This is a genomic window from Pandoraea eparura (genome assembly GCF_902459725.1).
Taxonomy (GTDB): Bacteria; Pseudomonadota; Gammaproteobacteria; order Burkholderiales; family Burkholderiaceae; genus Pandoraea; species Pandoraea eparura.
Genome location: NZ_CABPSH010000014.1, coordinates 93,874 through 109,470, shown reverse-complemented (window position 1 = coordinate 109,470; position 15,597 = coordinate 93,874). Strand labels below are relative to the sequence as shown.

Here is a 15,597-nt window from a genome sequence, read left to right as displayed (position 1 = left end):
CGGTCTACCCAGACCACCCCCGCGCCAGTGCTAGCTTTGCGTACCGTCACTTATTGCACTGAAAACGAGGAGACCCCTTCTACAAGGGCGCATGGAACGCGATCCGCACGCGCAACATCAACATGGACTTCCTGATCGCGCTGGGCACTTCGGTCGCGTATGCCTACAGCATCGTCGTCCTGTTCTTTCCGTCCTGGTTGCCTGTCAGAGTCGCCGAGCGCGATGTCTACTTCGAGGTATCTGCGGTCATCATTGCCTTTGTGCTGTTGGGCAGATACATGGAAGAGATCATCAAGAAAAAATCCTCTGCCGCAGTACGTCGCCTGCTTGACCTGAAGCCGGCCAAGGCCCATGTGATTCGCGAGGGTCACGAGGTCGAGATTCCCGCAGAAAGCATCATGGTCTCGGAACGGGTGGTGGTGCGCCCGGGCGAGAAGATACCCACCGATGGCACCGTCACCGAGGGGCAATCCAGCGTTGACGAATCGATGCTGACCGGTGAGTCGATGCCGGTCGACAAAGCCCTCGGTGCCAAAGTCATCGGCGGCACACTCAACCGATCGGGTGCGTTTACGTTCCAGGCGACCAAGATTGGCGCGGACACCGCACTGGCCCAGATCATCAAGATGGTGGAGGATGCGCAGGCGAGCTCGGCACAGGTCCAACGTCTGGCCGACCGGGTGACGGGCTACTTTGTGCCGGCTGTCGTGGGCGTCGCGCTGCTGGCGATCGTCGGTTGGACGCTTGCGGGGCATTTCCCACAAGGGGTGCTTGCCTTCATCGCGGTGTTGATCATTTCCTGTCCGTGCGCGCTGGGCGTGGCAACGCCTGCGGCCTTGATGGTCGGCGTGGGAAAGGGGGCGGATTCGGGCATCCTGATCCGCGGCGGCGAGGTTCTGGAACGTGCCGAAAAACTCAGTACCGTCGTCTTCGACAAGACCGGCACGATCACGCGCGGCGAACCGACCGTGACCGACATCGTGCCCCTCGGGCGTCACCAGGAGGCTGACCTGCTTGCGCTGGCCGCTGCCGTGGAATCCGGCTCCGAGCATCCGCTCGGTCAAGCCATCGTCCGCGCCGCGCAGCATCGTCGGTTACCGATCCTCAAGGCGAGCCATATTCAGGCGCTCTCGGGAATGGGCATTCAAGGCGAGGTCGACGCACGGCGGGCCTGGCTGGGGAACCGGCGCATGCTGGCATTACAGGGCGGGGCGATCGAGACGGCCGAAGCGATGCTGGCCGGCCTGGAAGCCGACGGCAAGACCGCCATGCTCGTGGGCAGCGGGCAGGATCTCCTCGGCATCGTCGCCGTGGCCGACACAGTGAAGCCCGAGGCGTCGCAAGCCATCGCCCTGCTCAAGGCACGCGGTATCGGGGTTGTGCTCTTGAGCGGCGACAACACGCGGACCGCGCAAGCGATCGGGCGGCAGGTGGGGATCGACCGCGTGATCGCGGAAGTCATGCCGGACGACAAGGTCAAGACCATCCAGCGGTTGCAGGCGGAAGGGGAGGTGGTCGCCATGGTCGGCGACGGGGTCAACGACGCGCCGGCGCTGGCGGCGGCCGACATCGGCATCGCCATTGGATCGGGTTCGGACGTCGCCAAGGAGACCGGCAGCATCATTCTCATCCGTGACGACGTGCGCGACGTGGCGGCCTCCATCGAGCTGTCGCGAGCCACGATGCGCAAGATCAAGCAAAACCTCTTCTGGGCCTTCTTCTACAACACGATCGGCATTCCGATCGCGGCGTTGGGGCTACTTAATCCCATCGTCGCGGCCGCGGCCATGTCGCTGTCATCGCTGAGCGTGGTCGCCAACTCGGCGATGCTCAAGCGCGTACGTCTGAGTGGCCACGAGGAGGTGATGACATGAAGTTTGCCGTCGGGATCTGTGCAACGTTGGCGACGCTACTGGCCATCGCCATCCTTTATGCGTACGGAATTTCGCTTATGTCGGTGCTGGTGGCCCTGTTGGTGCTGTCCTGCCCCGTCTGGGTGATCTGGATGAGCTTGCGTATTTCGCGGCGAACCGAGCTAGATATCCATGCCGCGGTGGACCAGGAATTGAAATCCCGCAACAAGCCATGAGAACGAGGGCGCAAATGAACTGGCTTTCACAAGACCTGATTCCGTCGATTCCGCAAATACCCTCGCGGCCGGCGTCGCGGGCAATGCTTTCAACAAAACCTTGCTGGCCTTGCACATCGGCATCCTCCCCGGGAAGGCGGGGGCGGCTGGGCGGGGCGCGCTATTGTCGATAACCTGACGACCGGGAGTGCATATGAACAACCAGATGCCTCAGCAGGAAACGTCGCACGAGGCTCACAGGACATTGTCCAGGTCCAGGTGGGTTCTGATCGGCTTCCTGATCGTCATTGCGTATTTCCTGTTCACGGAGCACCGGGCTCACGTCATTCCGTACCTGCCGTTCCTTCTGTTCGCCGCCTGTCCGTTGATGCATCTCTTCATGCATCACGGTCACCACCACGGCCATCGGCATTCGGGAGAAAGACCGTCCCGGCGTGTGGACGGAAAAGGGGAGTAAACATGCAGCACGATACTCAACCCGGGTATGGTCTATGGTGGCTGGTGTTCGTCAATTCGGCCATCTTCATCATCTTCGCTTTCAGCTTCACCAAACCCCGGACCTCGCGCGACTGGCGCTCCTTCGGCGCATTCTCTGCGTTTCTCGTAGCACTGTTCACGGAGATGTACGGATTCCCACTCACGATCTATCTCATGTTGCCCTGGTTGAACAAGCATTTTCCGGGGATTGATTTCCTCTCACACGACGCGGGACATTTGCTCGAGATGATGTTCGGCTGGCGCACGAATCCACACTTTGGGCCGTTCCACCTGGTGAGCAACGGGCTGATTTTTGGCGGATTTGTCATGCTCGCCTCTGCCTGGCGGGTACTGTATCTTGCCCAGGCGGAGCATCGGCTGGCAACCACCGGACTCTATGCACGCATGCGCCATCCTCAGTACGCGGCGTTCTTCCTGATCATGCTGGGTTTTCTGATTCAGTGGCCGACGCTCCTCACCCTGATCATGTTTCCGGTGCTGGTCTGGATGTATGTTCATCTCGCGTTGGCGGAGGAGCGTGAGGCTGCCGCCGAGTTTGGCCAGGAATACGCCAGCTATTGCCTTCGGACCCCACGATTCATCCCGCGATGGGGAAACACGGCGCCCAGCGCACGTCCTCACTGACATCAGCGGCCCGGCGGGACGCCGCGACAAAGCCACCAAGGAGATTATCGTGATGGTTCATTGGTTCGATATGGCGGGATACGGTGTGGTCCATTGGTTGACCTTCGCCATCATGGCGCTGGCGCTGATTTATCCGATCGGTCGAATTCTCATGCGGATCGGCCTGTCGCCCTTTTGGGCGATACTGGCGTTCGTGCCCTTGTTCAATCTGATCGGGCTTTGGCTGCTTGCGTTTGTCGAGTGGCCGAGGCAGGATCCTAGGCGTTCCAGCTAACGGCGTTCCGACTTGACGGCAATGCGTCTCGGATACCAGGCACCGCCCGACGTCGCGGTGGCAACGGCGTCGGCGATCGCCCAGCCGTCGCGGGGCGAGTTCAACGCATATCCCGTCAGCCCTCCCGGGAGGTCAACGTGAAATGGCTTCAGGCAGTCAAAGGCTTATTCACCGCGTTGCTGCTTTGAGTGTGCCTTGGGGCGAGCGCCGAAGTTGCCATTCCCCCATTGACCGCCCGTGTCACCGACCTGACCGGCACATTGCCCCCTGAACAGACGGCCGCCCTGGAGCAAAAGCTGCAAGCCTTCGAGGCCGAGAAGGGCAGTCAGATCGGGATTCTGATCGTACCGACCACGCAACCCGAAGACATTGCGCAGTACTCCATTCGAGTCGTCGAACAATGGAAGCTCGGGCGCAAGGGCACGGATGACGGCGTGCTGCTGATTGTCGCCAAGGACGACCGGCGCGTGCGCATCGAGGTCGGCTTTGGTCTCGAGGGCGTGCTCATCGACGCCATCAGCAACCAGATCCTCCACGACGACATCGTTCCGCGCTTCCAGCAAGCCGACTTCTATGGCGGCGTGAGCGCCGGCGTCGAACGCATCATGCGCGTTGTCAACGGCGAGCCGTTACCGCCACCGAAACGCATCAGCGGTGAGGGAAACGACTCAGTGCGCCCCTTCCTGCCAGTCCTTTTGGTGCTGACGCTCGTCCTCGGCGGCGTGCTTCGATCGATCCTCGGCCGGGGCCCCGGCGCCGTCGCCACGGGCGGCGTTGTCGGCGTCATCGGCTGGATGCTGTCCGGAACCCTCATCCTCGGGGTTCTCGCCGGCGCGATCGCCCTCTTCTTTACGATGGTTGGCGGTTCCCATCTCGGGTTCTGGGGAATTGGCGGCATGGGCGGCTTCGGCGGGTCAGGGCGGGGCGGATTCGGTGGGGGCGGCGGTGGATTCGGCGGCGGCGGCGCCTCGGGGAGATGGTGATGCCAAATTTCCGGCGCTTGGGCCGACATCTGCTGATGACCCATTGGAAGGTCAGGCAAACCTTCCCGCGCAAGACGCTGCAGGCGATCGAGCGGGCCATCTCGGCCGGCGAAGCCAGCCACATCGGTCAACTCTGCTTTGTCGTCGAAGGCGCGCTGAGCTGGGCCGGACTGCTCAAGGGCCTCACCGCCCGCGAACGTGCCATCGAAGTGTTCTCCCAACAACGCCTATGGGATACCGAGCACAACACTGGCGTTCTGATTTACCTGCTGCTGGCGGATCGCAGCGTCGAGATCGTCGCGGATCGCGGCATCCATCAAAAAGTCGGGGCGCGAGAATGGAGCGCCGTGTGCCGGCAGATGGAAGCCGCCTTTCAGAAAGGCGAATACGAAGCCGGTGTCATCGCCGGCGTCGAGTCCGTTGGCCGGCATCTGCGGCGACACTTCCCTGCACGGGACGGCGGCACGAATGAGCTGAGCGACAAGCCCGTGGTCTTGTAACGGGGTGAGGGAGCGGCGCTATGCGCTCGGTTGGCGCGGAAATAGCAAGATGAAGGTGGTTTTGCCCTCCGAGCTCACGACATCGACCTTGCCGCGGTGAAGTTCCACGATGGATTTGACGATCGCCAGGCCAAGCCCCGTGTTCTTCGCGGATCCGTGACGAGACGGATCGACGCGATAGAAGCGCTCGAAAATTTTCTCGATATGTTCGGGCGCGATGCACTCCCCGAGGTTCATCACGCTGACGATGGCGTGGTGCGAGGATTCATGGGCGCAAAGCGTAATGGCGGTGCCGGCCACGGCATGCGCCAGCGCGTTCGATACGAGGTTGCTCACGGCGCGCCGAAACATGCCCGCGTCCGCCCAGATGCGAGCGTCTGCCTCGACAACGATGTCGACGCCAGCCTCCTCCGCCAGTCCCTGAAAGTAAGACGCAAGCCTGAGCAGTTCGCTTTGCGCATCGAGCGTGCCAAGCGCCAAGTGCTGTGTGGCATTGTCGGTGCGAGCAAGGAACAGCATATTTTCCGTCATGCGCTGGAGCCGCTCGCATTCTTCGATGTTGGAGTCGATGAGTGCTTCGTACTCTTCGATCGTGCGGGTGCGCGACAACGTGATTTGCGATGAACTGATGACGTTGGCAAGCGGCGTGCGCATATCGTGCGCGAGATCGGACGAAAATTGCGAAAGTCTCACAAATGCGCGTTCCAGCCGGTCCAGCATTCGATTCACAGACAGCGCGATGTCCTGAAGCTCCAGCGGTCCGCCCCGAATGTCGAGTCGCTCGCCGAGGTTATGCGCTTCGATGCGCGAGGTCTGGCGACCGATGCTGCGGATCGGCCGGAACCCTCGTCTGGTAATGGCATACCCCAGCGTGCCGACCAACACCGCCCCTGCGGCCATCGCGAGAAGTACGTCAATGCGGTACCTGTCGAGCAGAGATCGGCGCTCGGACGCTGCGCGCACAAGCGAGACACGAACCGTGCCGCCCCCCGGCAACACCGCCTGCCCGGAGATACATCGCGACAGGCCGATTCCCGCAGGCTCACAAGTAAAGGGCACACCCAAAGCGTGGTGCGACGTCGCTACCGGCAACAGGTCTACTGCCTCCGCGTCCGAGTGTTCCACGAGCGGCGTGTTGTTCTCGTCGAAGATGCCGAGATAGACGCCAGGGTGCGAGAGCAGCACCTCGTGGAAGAGTGCCGGATTGGACCTTATCGCCGCCATCGAGCCCTGATCGCGAATGAGCTGGAGGAACTGGTTCAGCTTGCCGGTAATTTCGATGTCGTCGCGCCGCTGCAGCTCGGTGGCCAACGAATCATAGAGGAACGTGCCCACCAGGGCGAATACGAGTATGGCGACCGTCGAAAACGCCACCGTCAGACGGCGCAGCAGGGAGTAGGGCCTGGCGTCGAAGCTCACGAGCGATCCTCGAGCACGTAGCCCATCCCACGGACCGTGTGCAGCAGCTTGTTCTCGAAGGCATTGTCGATCTTGGCGCGCAGCCGCTTGACGGCGACATCGACGACGTTCGTGTCACTGTCGAAGTTCATGTCCCATATCTGCGAGGTAATGAACGTTCGCGTCAGCACCTCGCCCTGGCGCTCGGCCAGCAACTGAAGCAGAGAGAATTCCTGCGCCGTGAGGTCGACCCGGATCTGCCCCCTGCGCACACGGCGCTTGATCAGGTCGATTTCAAGATCCGCGATGACCAGCGTGTCTCGCACACCCCGTGGAGCACGCCGCAGGAGTGATCGAATCCGGGCCAGGAATTCCGCGTAGGCGAACGGTTTCGACAGATAGTCGTCCGCACCCAGCTCCAGGCCGGTCACCTTGTCTTCCACGGTGTCCCGCGCCGTCAGCAGAAGCACGGGCGTCTGCTTTTGTATACGCAGGCGCTTGAGGACTTCGAAGCCATCCAGTTCCGGGAGCATCACGTCAAGCACGATCAGATCGAAATCTTCGTGCAGCGCGAGAAACAGCGCGTCTTTGCCGTTGTTCGCCGTGTCGACGGTATAGCTTGCCTCCATCAGACCCTTCCTGAGGTAGGCGGCCATTTTGGGCTCGTCTTCGACTATGAGTATGCGCATATCAGAATTGGGCGGGCCGGCGGCCGATGCCGCCAGAGCCGTGGGTGGGCGTCATCCGCGCAGCGAGGCATTATCCCATGCCCGGCCTGGACGTCCGCGGCGCATGCCGCGGCGTCCCTCCCGGTCATTCGGGGCTCAACGTGCCTAGCGCCGCGACCACAGCGAGGATCGCCGTGGCAGCGTTGGCTTCGATAAAGAGACTCCGGCGCAGCGCGGATATCGCCCCCTGGAAATCCCCGCTTTGTACCCGGATCTCGAGCAAGGGCGCCAAATGGTAGCGATTCGCCGCCGCGAGGCCGAGCATCAGGCCAAAGAGTGCCAGCTTCACGACGAGCAACTGCCCATAGGAGGTGGTGAACAGACCGCGCAACGTGGGACCGACGATCATGCCGTAGTTGATCAGTCCGGTGGCGACGAGCGTCACGACGATCATGGCGCCCACGACCGCAAAACTGTTCAGCGTCCGGCTCAACAGGGCGATGCGCGCTTGCGGCGTCGAATGATCCACGCGCAGTAGCAGCCCGAATGCCGTCAATGCGCCCACCCATCCGGCGGCCGCAATGAGGTGGAAGACATCGGACGTGAGGTGGAGGACACCTTTGTCCCCTTCGTCCATCACCCCATGTCCGCCCCAGGCCAGCGTAACCAGCGCGATACCGCCGGAGACGGTGGCCACCGCCAGCGACGTCGTAGGGCGGCGTGCAAGGGCGAGCGCGGCGGCAAGACTTGCCGCCAGGGCGGCGATGCGAGCCAGCCACGCCGCGCCGAAGGCCGTACCGGAGATCAGCATCGAAAACGCGTGCGCCCCGATCGAGGCGTAATCGGACGCGCCGGTCATGGCTTTGCCCATTACGATCATGCTGCCGACAGACAACGCGATGCCGATGGCAACCAGCGCCACGAGCAGCGAGCGCAGCGGCCTCACGAAATCCGTGGAATGTCGTTCATGGCGCCGCAACGCGTAGAGCCCGAAGAGCGGCAATCCGAAAAGCAGCATGAGATCCAGGTAGAGCGCGAACCGGACGGCGATGTTGACCCAACTGTCCATGCCGATCACTTCACCGTGAACGAAAGCTTCCCGGTCACCGGATGGGTGTCGGAAGAAATGGCGCGCCAGTCGACGCGATAGGTGCCGGCCGGCAGGGGTTGCGACGGCGCGATGACCATGACCTTGGGATCGTCGCTGCCCGACACCTTTGCGGCAACCCGCATCGGCGCATGGCTGGACATGCCCGGCATGCCCGTCATGACGAGCGCCGCGCCGGAAAATTGGGTCATCAGGTTCTCGGAAAAGTGCAGCTCGATCTTTTCGGGCGCCGCGCCTTCGGCATTTTCCTGCGGCGTCGAGGACAACAGCTTGGGATGCGCATAGGCGACCGAGGCAAGGGCTCCAGTGGCGGCGATCACCGCGATGCGAGAGGCGACGTGTCGAAGATTCATCGGTAACTCCGTGGGTAATGGGTGAGGCAAAAAAAGGGGGGGACGTCGTGCGCCGGACGTGCGAACGCCGACTCAGAACCAGGCGCGAACGCCCGCAACAAAGGACACTTCGCTGCGTCGCTGGCCCTCCTGCTCGGCGAAACGCGCCGTATTTCCGTAGCTTCGGTCCCAGTTGACACCGATATAAGGGGCGAATTGGCGATCGAGTTCATATCGCAGGCGCAAGCCGAGCGAGGTGGACGACAGGCCCGCACCGATACCCCGGCTTGCATCGTTCTTGCCGTAGATATTGATTTCCGCCGTCGGTTGAAGCACCAGTCGGTTGGTAATGAGCAACTCGTATTTGCCTTCCAGCCTGGCGGCGGCCTGCCCGGCCTGGCCGACATAGGCGGTTGCCTCCACGTCGAAGTTGTACAGCGCGAGCCCCTGCAGGCCTAACGCGGCCCACGTCTGGGACCGTCCCGGCTTGAAGTCGTGGCGAACGCCCCCGACCACGTCCCACCATGGACTGATCGCATGACCCCAAAGCGCCTGGACTTCCGCGTCCTCCAAACCATGTCCCGTCCGCTTGCCTTCCGAACGGATCCACAAGCGGTCGATATCGCCGCCCACCCAGGCTGTGCCTTCCCAGTTCAACGCATTGCCGCCGCCGGCGCGTTGCCATTCCAGTTTGTCGAACAGCACCAGGTAGTTGATCTGCGCGTCGCCCATATCGTGCATATGCCCGCCATGGAATACGGCATTGCGATCCGCGTCGGTGAGCGGCGGGACCGGAGACGCGGTCGGGGTCGATGCGGCGGGTTGCATGGGTTGAATCTCCACGTCCCCCGACGCGGCCTGAACGTGCGCGTGCGCCGGGGAAGCCGCCGACTGCGCAAGGACAGGAACGGCGTGACCGAAGGCGGCCGACACGCCGAAGGCCAGGGCGATTCGGTGGAGGCGTCGCGGGATCGTCGACGACATCGATTTATCCATTCGCATCATTCTTCCACGCGTACTTCGCGAAACATCCCCGTCTCCATATGGAAAAGCAGGTGGCAGTGATAGGCCCATCGCCCAAGGGCGTCGGCCGTGACGCGATAGCTTCGCTTCGACCCAGGGGCGATATCGATCGTATGCTTGCGCACCATGAACTTGCCTTCTTCGTCCTCCAGATCGCTCCACATGCCATGGAGATGAATCGGGTGCGTCATCATCGTGTCGTTGACCAGCACCAGCCTGACCCGCTCGCCGTACTTGAGGCGAATCGGCTTCGCGTCCGCAAACTTCACGCCATCGAACGACCAGGCGAACTTTTCCATGTGGCCGGTCAGGTGCAGTTCGATCGTGCGCGTCGGCTCACGTCCGTCGGGATCGGAAAATGTGCTCTTGAGGTCGGCATAGGTGAGCACGCGACGTCCGTTGTTGCGCAGTCCGATCCCTGGATCGGAGAGCCGTGGCGTGGGGCTCATGGCTTGCGCATCGACCAGCGGATTTCCGCTTTCCGTTGCGGGATGCGATTGCATCGCACCCATGGCGCCCATGCCGGACATGGCTCCGTGATCCATGCCAGACATGCCCGCCGCAGCGCCGGTGGCCGATCCCGACATGCCGTCCATGCCCGGCATCGCCCCCGGATCCGTGCTCGACGTGCCGTCCATGGTCTGCAGGTTTTCACCGCTCATGCTGGACATATCCATGCCCGGCATGGCGTTGGGATCCTTGGCAGGCGTGCCATCCATGGTCTGTATCGCGTCGTCGCTCGTGCTCGACATATCCATGCCGGGCATTGCGCTGTGATCCATGCCGCCCATGCCCATATCATCCATCGTGAGCAGCGGGCGCGGGTCGAGGGAGGGCACCTCGGCCGCCAACCCTTCGCGCACGGCCAGCGTGCCGCGGGCAAAGCCGGTTCGATCCATCGACTGAGCAAAGATCGTATAAGCCGATCCGTTCGCCGGCTCAACGATCACATCGTACGTTTCGGCGACCGCGATCCGGAACTCATCCACGCTGACCGGATTGACGTATTGCCCATCGGCCGCCACGACCGTCATCTTGAGGCCGGGGATTCGCACGTCGAAATAGGTCATGGCCGACCCATTGATAAAGCGCAGGCGGATGCGCTCGCCCGGGCGAAAGATGCCCGTCCAGTTGCCGTTGGGCGCCTGCCCGTTCATCAAATACGTGTACGTGTAGGCGCTGACGTCCGCCAGATCGGTCGGGCTCATGCGCATCTCTGCCCACATCTTTCGGTCGGCGATTGTCGCGCTCCACCCTTGGGTTCTGACGTCGTGAAAGAAGTCGGCGATCGTGCGCTGGTGAAAGTTGTAGTAATTGGACTGCTTCTTGAGCTTTGCCAGGATTCGCCGCGGGTCTTCATCCGTCCAATCGGAGAGCATGACCACGTAATCCCGGTCATACTTGAACGGCTCCGGATCCTTCGCGTCGATGACCAACGGGCCGTACACGCCCGTCTGCTCCTGCAAGGCCGAATGGCTGTGGTACCAATAGGTGCCGTGTTGCTTCACCCTGAAGCGATAGGTGAACGTTTCGCCGGGGTCGATACCGTTGAAGCTGAGCCCCGGAACCCCATCCATGTTGCTCGGCAGCAGGATGCCGTGCCAGTGAATGGAAGTCTGCGCCTGAAGCTTGTTCGCGACGCGCAGGGTAACGTCATCGCCTTCGCGCCAGCGCAGGACCGGGCCGGGCAGGGTGCCGTTGATCAGCGTGGCCGTTCGTGTCTGGCCGGTAATGTTGATGGGGGTCTGACCAATATCGAGATCGAACTGGGTGCCCGTGAGCACATGGGGTTGGCCCGGGCTCGAGATCGCCCAGACTGGGGGACGCCACAGGCCAAGCCCGCCGGCAAGGCCGGCGGCCCCCAATCCCTTCACGAAGGTGCGTCTGCCGAAGTGCGTTTGCATGTATCCGTTTCCGATTGTCTCGACAACGCCGTATGGCTCGATGTCCGTCAGTCGGTACCGCGGTGTTCGCCCGGCCGGTACCTTGCGGCATGGCACAAGATTATCCGGGCGCTGACATCGATAACATGACGGCAAAATGACGAATTTGTCATGCTGAAGACAGCCGCGGGGAGGCGATGCGCGAATTCCACCGCTCGCACGGGTCAGCGGGTGACCCGTGCGGCCAATGCCAGGCGCCCAGCCGGATCAGCCTCGCCGGGCTACCCAGATCTTTTTGCGGTTCAGCAGCAGCGGAACGATACCGATGAGAATGCCGGCCATGCCGACGACATTGGTGGCCCAGTCGAAGGTCGGGATGCTGTAGACCGCGATGAAAAAGAGGAAGAGCCCGCTTGCCACCGGCCAGATGACATGGGTCACGACGGCCCACGGACCCTGCGTCAGCACCTTGCGATAGTACCAGCCGCAAGCGACCCCGGTCAGCCCGAGGTAGAAGCCGCTCCCGAACCCTATGCATGGCAAGTACTGCCTGCTGCGTTTCGGTCTTTACGGTAACGTGCTTGCCCGGCTGTTGGACAGCTAGCCAGATCGCTCGCGCGTCCGCCGCATCGCTCTTGTTGCCGATGTTGAATGCCTTCACAAATCTCGGTGAGAGCAACCTGACCTGATGTCCCAGTTTGGTCAGTTCACGAGCCCAATGTTGCGCACCACCGCATGCCTCCATTCAGCAACTCATTCGGCGATGCCCATGGACATCATTCGAGCCTCCACATGCACGCAATCATGAGAGTTCGGCGCTGTCCATATATCGATAACTAATCCTTAGCCGGGGGAAAACGGTTTGCAACTGCGCCGCTACTGGAGCAGCGCCTGTTCTCAATGCGCGATAAAGTCACAGTGCACGCCGAGCCCCGAACGACGAATCCCCCGATGGGAGCATGAGACTGTGCTTGAAGCCGTCCAACGCTAGCTCGACAAGACTCCGGATGCGATGACAGTACGCAGGCGAACCGGTCGAACATGTCTTTGGGACGTTCAAGCACTGGATGGGCTACACACACTTCCTGGCACGCAGGCTGGCCAACGTGGGCACCGAGATGAGCTTGGATGTGCTCGCCTACAACCTCAAGCGAGTGCTGAAAACACTGGGGTTCTCGAAAACGATGAAAGCAATGCGGCTGACGGGTGCGTAAGCACCCGCCCTTTGCGCCTTCCGAGCGGACCGAAGACGACGGTGCGGAGGGCATCAGAGCCGTTCAGCAGATCGTCGTCACCAAATTGACCGCGGAAACAGTAAAACAAGGCAGGACTCGCAGGCCGCCGCGTATGCTGCGGATCAATCGGCGTTTCCTCACACCCTAGGCCGTTTCTGCCAGTGACAAGCTCCCCGCTCAAACGTCCGCAATACGGTGCACTCCGCCCCCCCCAGGCAGTGCCGGGGAACGCGTCTATTCCTTCAGCTTTTCACCTCAGCGACCTTTACCTCACGTGCTACCTTCGCCTGTCGCCGGGTCTTCTCATTGAGTATCTGATGACGCCGGCGGTCGTCATTTTCTTCCAGCCGCTGCTTTCGTCGGGCGTCCGAAAGCAGCCGATGCAAAGCCCGGTCTTACCATCGAACGCACAGACATCGATGCATGGCGATTTGACTGGCATCACTCAGGCCACTGCGCGGGTCGGGTTCACTTCGACCGTCACATGCGACAGTCCCTTGAAGCGCTTGAGTGCTGCGCGGTAGAAGCTCGGGTTGCGCCGCGATTCATCGGTGGCCACCGCAACGATCGCGCTCATATGCCCCGGACCGACGCGCCAGACATGGAGATCGAGCACGGTATCGCCGTTGTCTTCGATGACATGACGGACGTTCTCGGACATACGCTTGTCCGCATTCATGTCGAGCAGGATGCCGCCCGTATCGCGCATCAAGCCCCACGACCAGTTCGCAATCACCAGTGCGCCGATCACACCCGCAAGTGGGTCCATCCAGACCCAGCCGAAAGCACGCGCAAGCAGCAGTCCAATAATCGCCAGCACGGAAACCGCCGCGTCGGCAATCACGTGAATGTAGGCCGAGCGAATGTTGTGGTCACGGTTTGCTCCATCCTGAGCATCGGCGTGCTCGTGTTCTTCGAACAAGACTTGATGTTCACCATCGGGCAGGCGGACAACGGCCTTGAATGCATGGGGCTCAGGAATGTGGTCCTTCGACTCCAGATAGCCACCGCGATCGACAAGTGCGAACGTCTGGCGCGTGCCGTCGGGGCGGATCGTCGTAACCGAAGCAGCATCGGCGTTGAGCTTCGAAGAGTCCGTTTCTGGTGAAATGCGGAAGACAGGCGGCACCCCGTCTTCGAAGACCGATAAGGCGAATACGCCGGCGCTACCGAAGATGCGATGCACCTCTTCCTCGTGACTGTGGCCATGACTATGCCCGTGGCTATGTCCATGGCCGTGGTGATCGCCGCTTAGCAGCCAGACGCTCGCAAGATTAACCAGCAGTCCAAGTACGGCGATGGGGATCGCCTGACCAAAGTGGATGGGCACGGGCGAGAGAAAGCGCGAAACAGCTTCGTACGCGATCAGCAGCGCGATCATCGCGAGTACGATGGCGCTGGTAAAGCCCGCGAGATCTCCCAGCTTGCCGGTGCCAAATACGAAGCGGGAGTCGCCAGCATGCTTGCGGGCGTACGTATAAGCCAAAGCGGCGATGAGCATCGCTCCAGCGTGCGTTGACATGTGCAGACCGTCGGCGACGAGTGCGAGAGAGCCAAAAAGACTCCCGCCGACAATTTCAGCCACCATCATCGCACTGCACAGCGCAATCACCATCCAGGTTCTGCGCTCATTGTCTTCGTGGGCTGCGCCCAGAAAAATGTGATCGTGTCCCGCCCCGAAAGCGGCGTCCTCAAATTTGCTCATATCTCTCTCACTTGAAGTAGCTGTGCACCACTTCGATCAGTTGCTCGGTGCCGCTGCCGTGCTCGTCGTCGTGCGGTTCTGCGTCGACGAGATGCGTGCGGATGTGGTCTTCGAGAACGACCGCGAGCAGCCCGTTCATTGCACCCCGGCTGCTAGTGATGAGCTGAAGCACATCCATACATCCACGCTCCTCTTCAAGTGCTCGCTCAATGGCCTCGACCTGGCCCTTGATACGGCGAACCCGGTTGAGCAGCTTCTGCTTTTCGCGAATCGTATGGCTCACGGCCAGCCCCCAAATAGTGTAGGGGGCTATCTTACTACATATAGGGTACGGGGGTATACGTTTCTATCAAACGAGGGTTGAATGGAGCGTTGCCAGTGCGACGCTTCGCGCCAGAAAGTTTCAACCTGCCGGGTGTGGTGCTTTCGAATGGAATGCCAGCTTGGCAGTACGGAGGAAACATTCGGATGTCTCCGTTGCAGTGCTCGCGGGCGGTCGCTAATGGCCGTTTTGTGCCCTCGGAATCAACGATTGCCCCACTTCAGCCACTGCTGCGCCGCACAAGCCGAAACCAACCACAGAATCCGTATACCCCTCATTTCACGCTGGGACTGGCCCCGGCTATCGTGTTTGCCTATGTGCGCCTAGCAACGCGAAAAGAGGCTCGATTGATGGAGCGTTTTGGGCGGGCGTATGCGGACTACCGCGAGCGCGTGCCGATGTTTGTACCGCGCTGGCGCACTCGGACACTTTGAACTGCATCCTATGGCCGTGAAAGCAGTTCATGGCAAGCGCGGGGCTGCCGTGAGCGGAATGACCCCGACGGCAGCACGAGCGTGGAGAGATTGGAAGGCGAAGCGGGTGTCCAGAGTCTGCTCCGGACGCTTTGAATTCGCGCTAGCGGGGCATGTCGGCAACGACGCCGGAAAACGTGGCTGATCCGATGTCGGCACCCGGTACTGTCGGTTCGGAAGGAATTGCCCCGAGCAGCAGCACCAGCCACACTTTGCAGATGATGATCGCAATCATCATGTCGACCCGCCAAAATTCGGGAACCGCCCGGGACGGTCCGTCCCTTAATTGCACATTTGAACTATAGACCGTTGCACATTGCGTGGCGTTGACATCCATAGCCGGTGGCGTTGCCGGGAAATGCGTAGTGTGCGGACAACGCGGTTTCATTGCAGGTCTGCCTCGGCCACCGCCATAACAACGCGTCGAACAGTTGCGACAGCGATGCATGCGCGCGGCAATCAACACACCCTCGGCGGCAGCG

The 15,597-nt window shown here is 61.5% G+C and carries 15 protein-coding genes and 5 pseudogenes; 8 read left to right on the top strand and 12 right to left on the bottom strand.

The genetic code is table 11. The annotated features are described in order from the left end of the window. Positions 1–68: 68 nt before the first annotated feature. From PEP31012_RS21110 to PEP31012_RS21080, 7 genes and pseudogenes are all read left to right on the top strand, one after another. Positions 69–1,874: pseudogene (locus tag PEP31012_RS21110) on the top strand (copper-translocating P-type ATPase); the annotation flags it as partial. Beyond that, positions 1,871–2,089, top strand: a complete 219-nt coding sequence (locus PEP31012_RS21105; protein ID WP_017234526.1) for a hypothetical protein — start codon at positions 1,871–1,873, stop codon at positions 2,087–2,089. The pseudogene PEP31012_RS21110 and the gene PEP31012_RS21105, both read left to right, overlap by 4 nt. 193 nt (positions 2,090–2,282) lie before the next feature. Beyond that, positions 2,283–2,546: a DUF2933 domain-containing protein gene (locus PEP31012_RS21100; RefSeq protein WP_017234527.1), complete on the top strand. Its 264-nt coding sequence runs from the start codon at positions 2,283–2,285 to the stop codon at positions 2,544–2,546. A 2-nt stretch (positions 2,547–2,548) separates the two neighbouring features. Then, positions 2,549–3,211, top strand: a complete 663-nt coding sequence (locus PEP31012_RS21095) for a methyltransferase family protein (RefSeq protein WP_017234528.1) — start codon at positions 2,549–2,551, stop codon at positions 3,209–3,211. Between the two features lie 52 nt (positions 3,212–3,263). After that, complete coding sequence (locus PEP31012_RS21090; protein ID WP_017234529.1) at positions 3,264–3,485, top strand: hypothetical protein; 222 nt, start codon at positions 3,264–3,266, stop codon at positions 3,483–3,485. 188 nt (positions 3,486–3,673) lie between these two features. After that, on the top strand, positions 3,674–4,468 hold the full coding sequence (locus PEP31012_RS21085) for a TPM domain-containing protein (RefSeq protein ID WP_051060219.1): 795 nt from the start codon (positions 3,674–3,676) through the stop codon (positions 4,466–4,468). Continuing rightward, positions 4,462–4,968 carry a TPM domain-containing protein gene (locus tag PEP31012_RS21080; RefSeq protein WP_198288704.1) on the top strand — a complete coding sequence of 169 codons (507 nt, stop codon included), beginning with the start codon at positions 4,462–4,464 and terminating at the stop codon, positions 4,966–4,968. Before PEP31012_RS21085 ends, PEP31012_RS21080 begins: the two co-directional genes overlap by 7 nt. 18 nt (positions 4,969–4,986) lie before the next feature. On the opposite strand, the gene PEP31012_RS21075 is transcribed toward PEP31012_RS21080, so the two are convergent. The 8 genes and pseudogenes from PEP31012_RS21075 to PEP31012_RS21040 all read right to left on the bottom strand — a co-directional run. Then, complete coding sequence (locus PEP31012_RS21075; protein WP_150563913.1) at positions 4,987–6,387, bottom strand: heavy metal sensor histidine kinase; 1,401 nt, start codon at positions 6,385–6,387, stop codon at positions 4,987–4,989. Further along, positions 6,384–7,055: a heavy metal response regulator transcription factor gene (locus PEP31012_RS21070; protein WP_094067655.1), complete on the bottom strand. Its 672-nt coding sequence runs from the start codon at positions 7,053–7,055 to the stop codon at positions 6,384–6,386. Before PEP31012_RS21070 ends, PEP31012_RS21075 begins: the two co-directional genes overlap by 4 nt. 124 nt (positions 7,056–7,179) lie before the next feature. After that, on the bottom strand, positions 7,180–8,103 hold the full coding sequence (gene copD / locus PEP31012_RS21065; protein WP_017234414.1) for a copper homeostasis membrane protein CopD: 924 nt from the start codon (positions 8,101–8,103) through the stop codon (positions 7,180–7,182). A gap of 5 nt (positions 8,104–8,108) precedes the next feature. Beyond that, on the bottom strand, positions 8,109–8,495 hold the full coding sequence (gene copC / locus PEP31012_RS21060) for a copper homeostasis periplasmic binding protein CopC (RefSeq protein WP_017234413.1): 387 nt from the start codon (positions 8,493–8,495) through the stop codon (positions 8,109–8,111). Positions 8,496–8,567: 72 nt separating this feature from the next. Then, positions 8,568–9,458 (bottom strand): copper resistance protein B, encoded by an 891-nt coding sequence (locus PEP31012_RS21055; RefSeq protein WP_150563912.1) that lies wholly within the window; start codon positions 9,456–9,458, stop codon positions 8,568–8,570. A 17-nt stretch (positions 9,459–9,475) separates the two neighbouring features. Next, on the bottom strand, positions 9,476–11,401 hold the full coding sequence (locus tag PEP31012_RS21050) for a copper resistance system multicopper oxidase (protein WP_150563911.1): 1,926 nt from the start codon (positions 11,399–11,401) through the stop codon (positions 9,476–9,478). Positions 11,402–11,647: 246 nt separating this feature from the next. Further along, a pseudogene (locus tag PEP31012_RS21045) lies at positions 11,648–11,923 on the bottom strand (APC family permease); the annotation flags it as partial. Continuing rightward, positions 11,892–12,125 (bottom strand): annotated as a pseudogene (locus PEP31012_RS21040) (IS110 family transposase); the annotation flags it as partial. The pseudogenes PEP31012_RS21045 and PEP31012_RS21040, both read right to left, overlap by 32 nt. 108 nt (positions 12,126–12,233) lie before the next feature. On the opposite strand from PEP31012_RS21040, the pseudogene PEP31012_RS21035 reads away from it, so the two are divergent. Beyond that, positions 12,234–12,594: pseudogene (locus PEP31012_RS21035) on the top strand (transposase); the annotation flags it as partial. 263 nt (positions 12,595–12,857) lie between these two features. On the opposite strand, the pseudogene PEP31012_RS21030 reads toward PEP31012_RS21035, so the two are convergent. From PEP31012_RS21030 to PEP31012_RS21015, 4 genes and pseudogenes are all read right to left on the bottom strand, one after another. Further along, positions 12,858–13,057: pseudogene (locus PEP31012_RS21030) on the bottom strand (DUF1289 domain-containing protein). Between the two features lie 3 nt (positions 13,058–13,060). Then, positions 13,061–14,320, bottom strand: coding sequence for a CDF family Co(II)/Ni(II) efflux transporter DmeF (gene dmeF, locus PEP31012_RS21025; protein WP_094067659.1), 1,260 nt, complete (start codon positions 14,318–14,320; stop codon positions 13,061–13,063). Between the two features lie 7 nt (positions 14,321–14,327). After that, complete coding sequence (locus PEP31012_RS21020; RefSeq protein WP_017234408.1) at positions 14,328–14,603, bottom strand: metal/formaldehyde-sensitive transcriptional repressor; 276 nt, start codon at positions 14,601–14,603, stop codon at positions 14,328–14,330. 615 nt (positions 14,604–15,218) lie between these two features. Further along, positions 15,219–15,452 (bottom strand): hypothetical protein, encoded by a 234-nt coding sequence (locus tag PEP31012_RS21015; RefSeq protein WP_125338879.1) that lies wholly within the window; start codon positions 15,450–15,452, stop codon positions 15,219–15,221. Positions 15,453–15,597 lie beyond the last annotated feature (145 nt).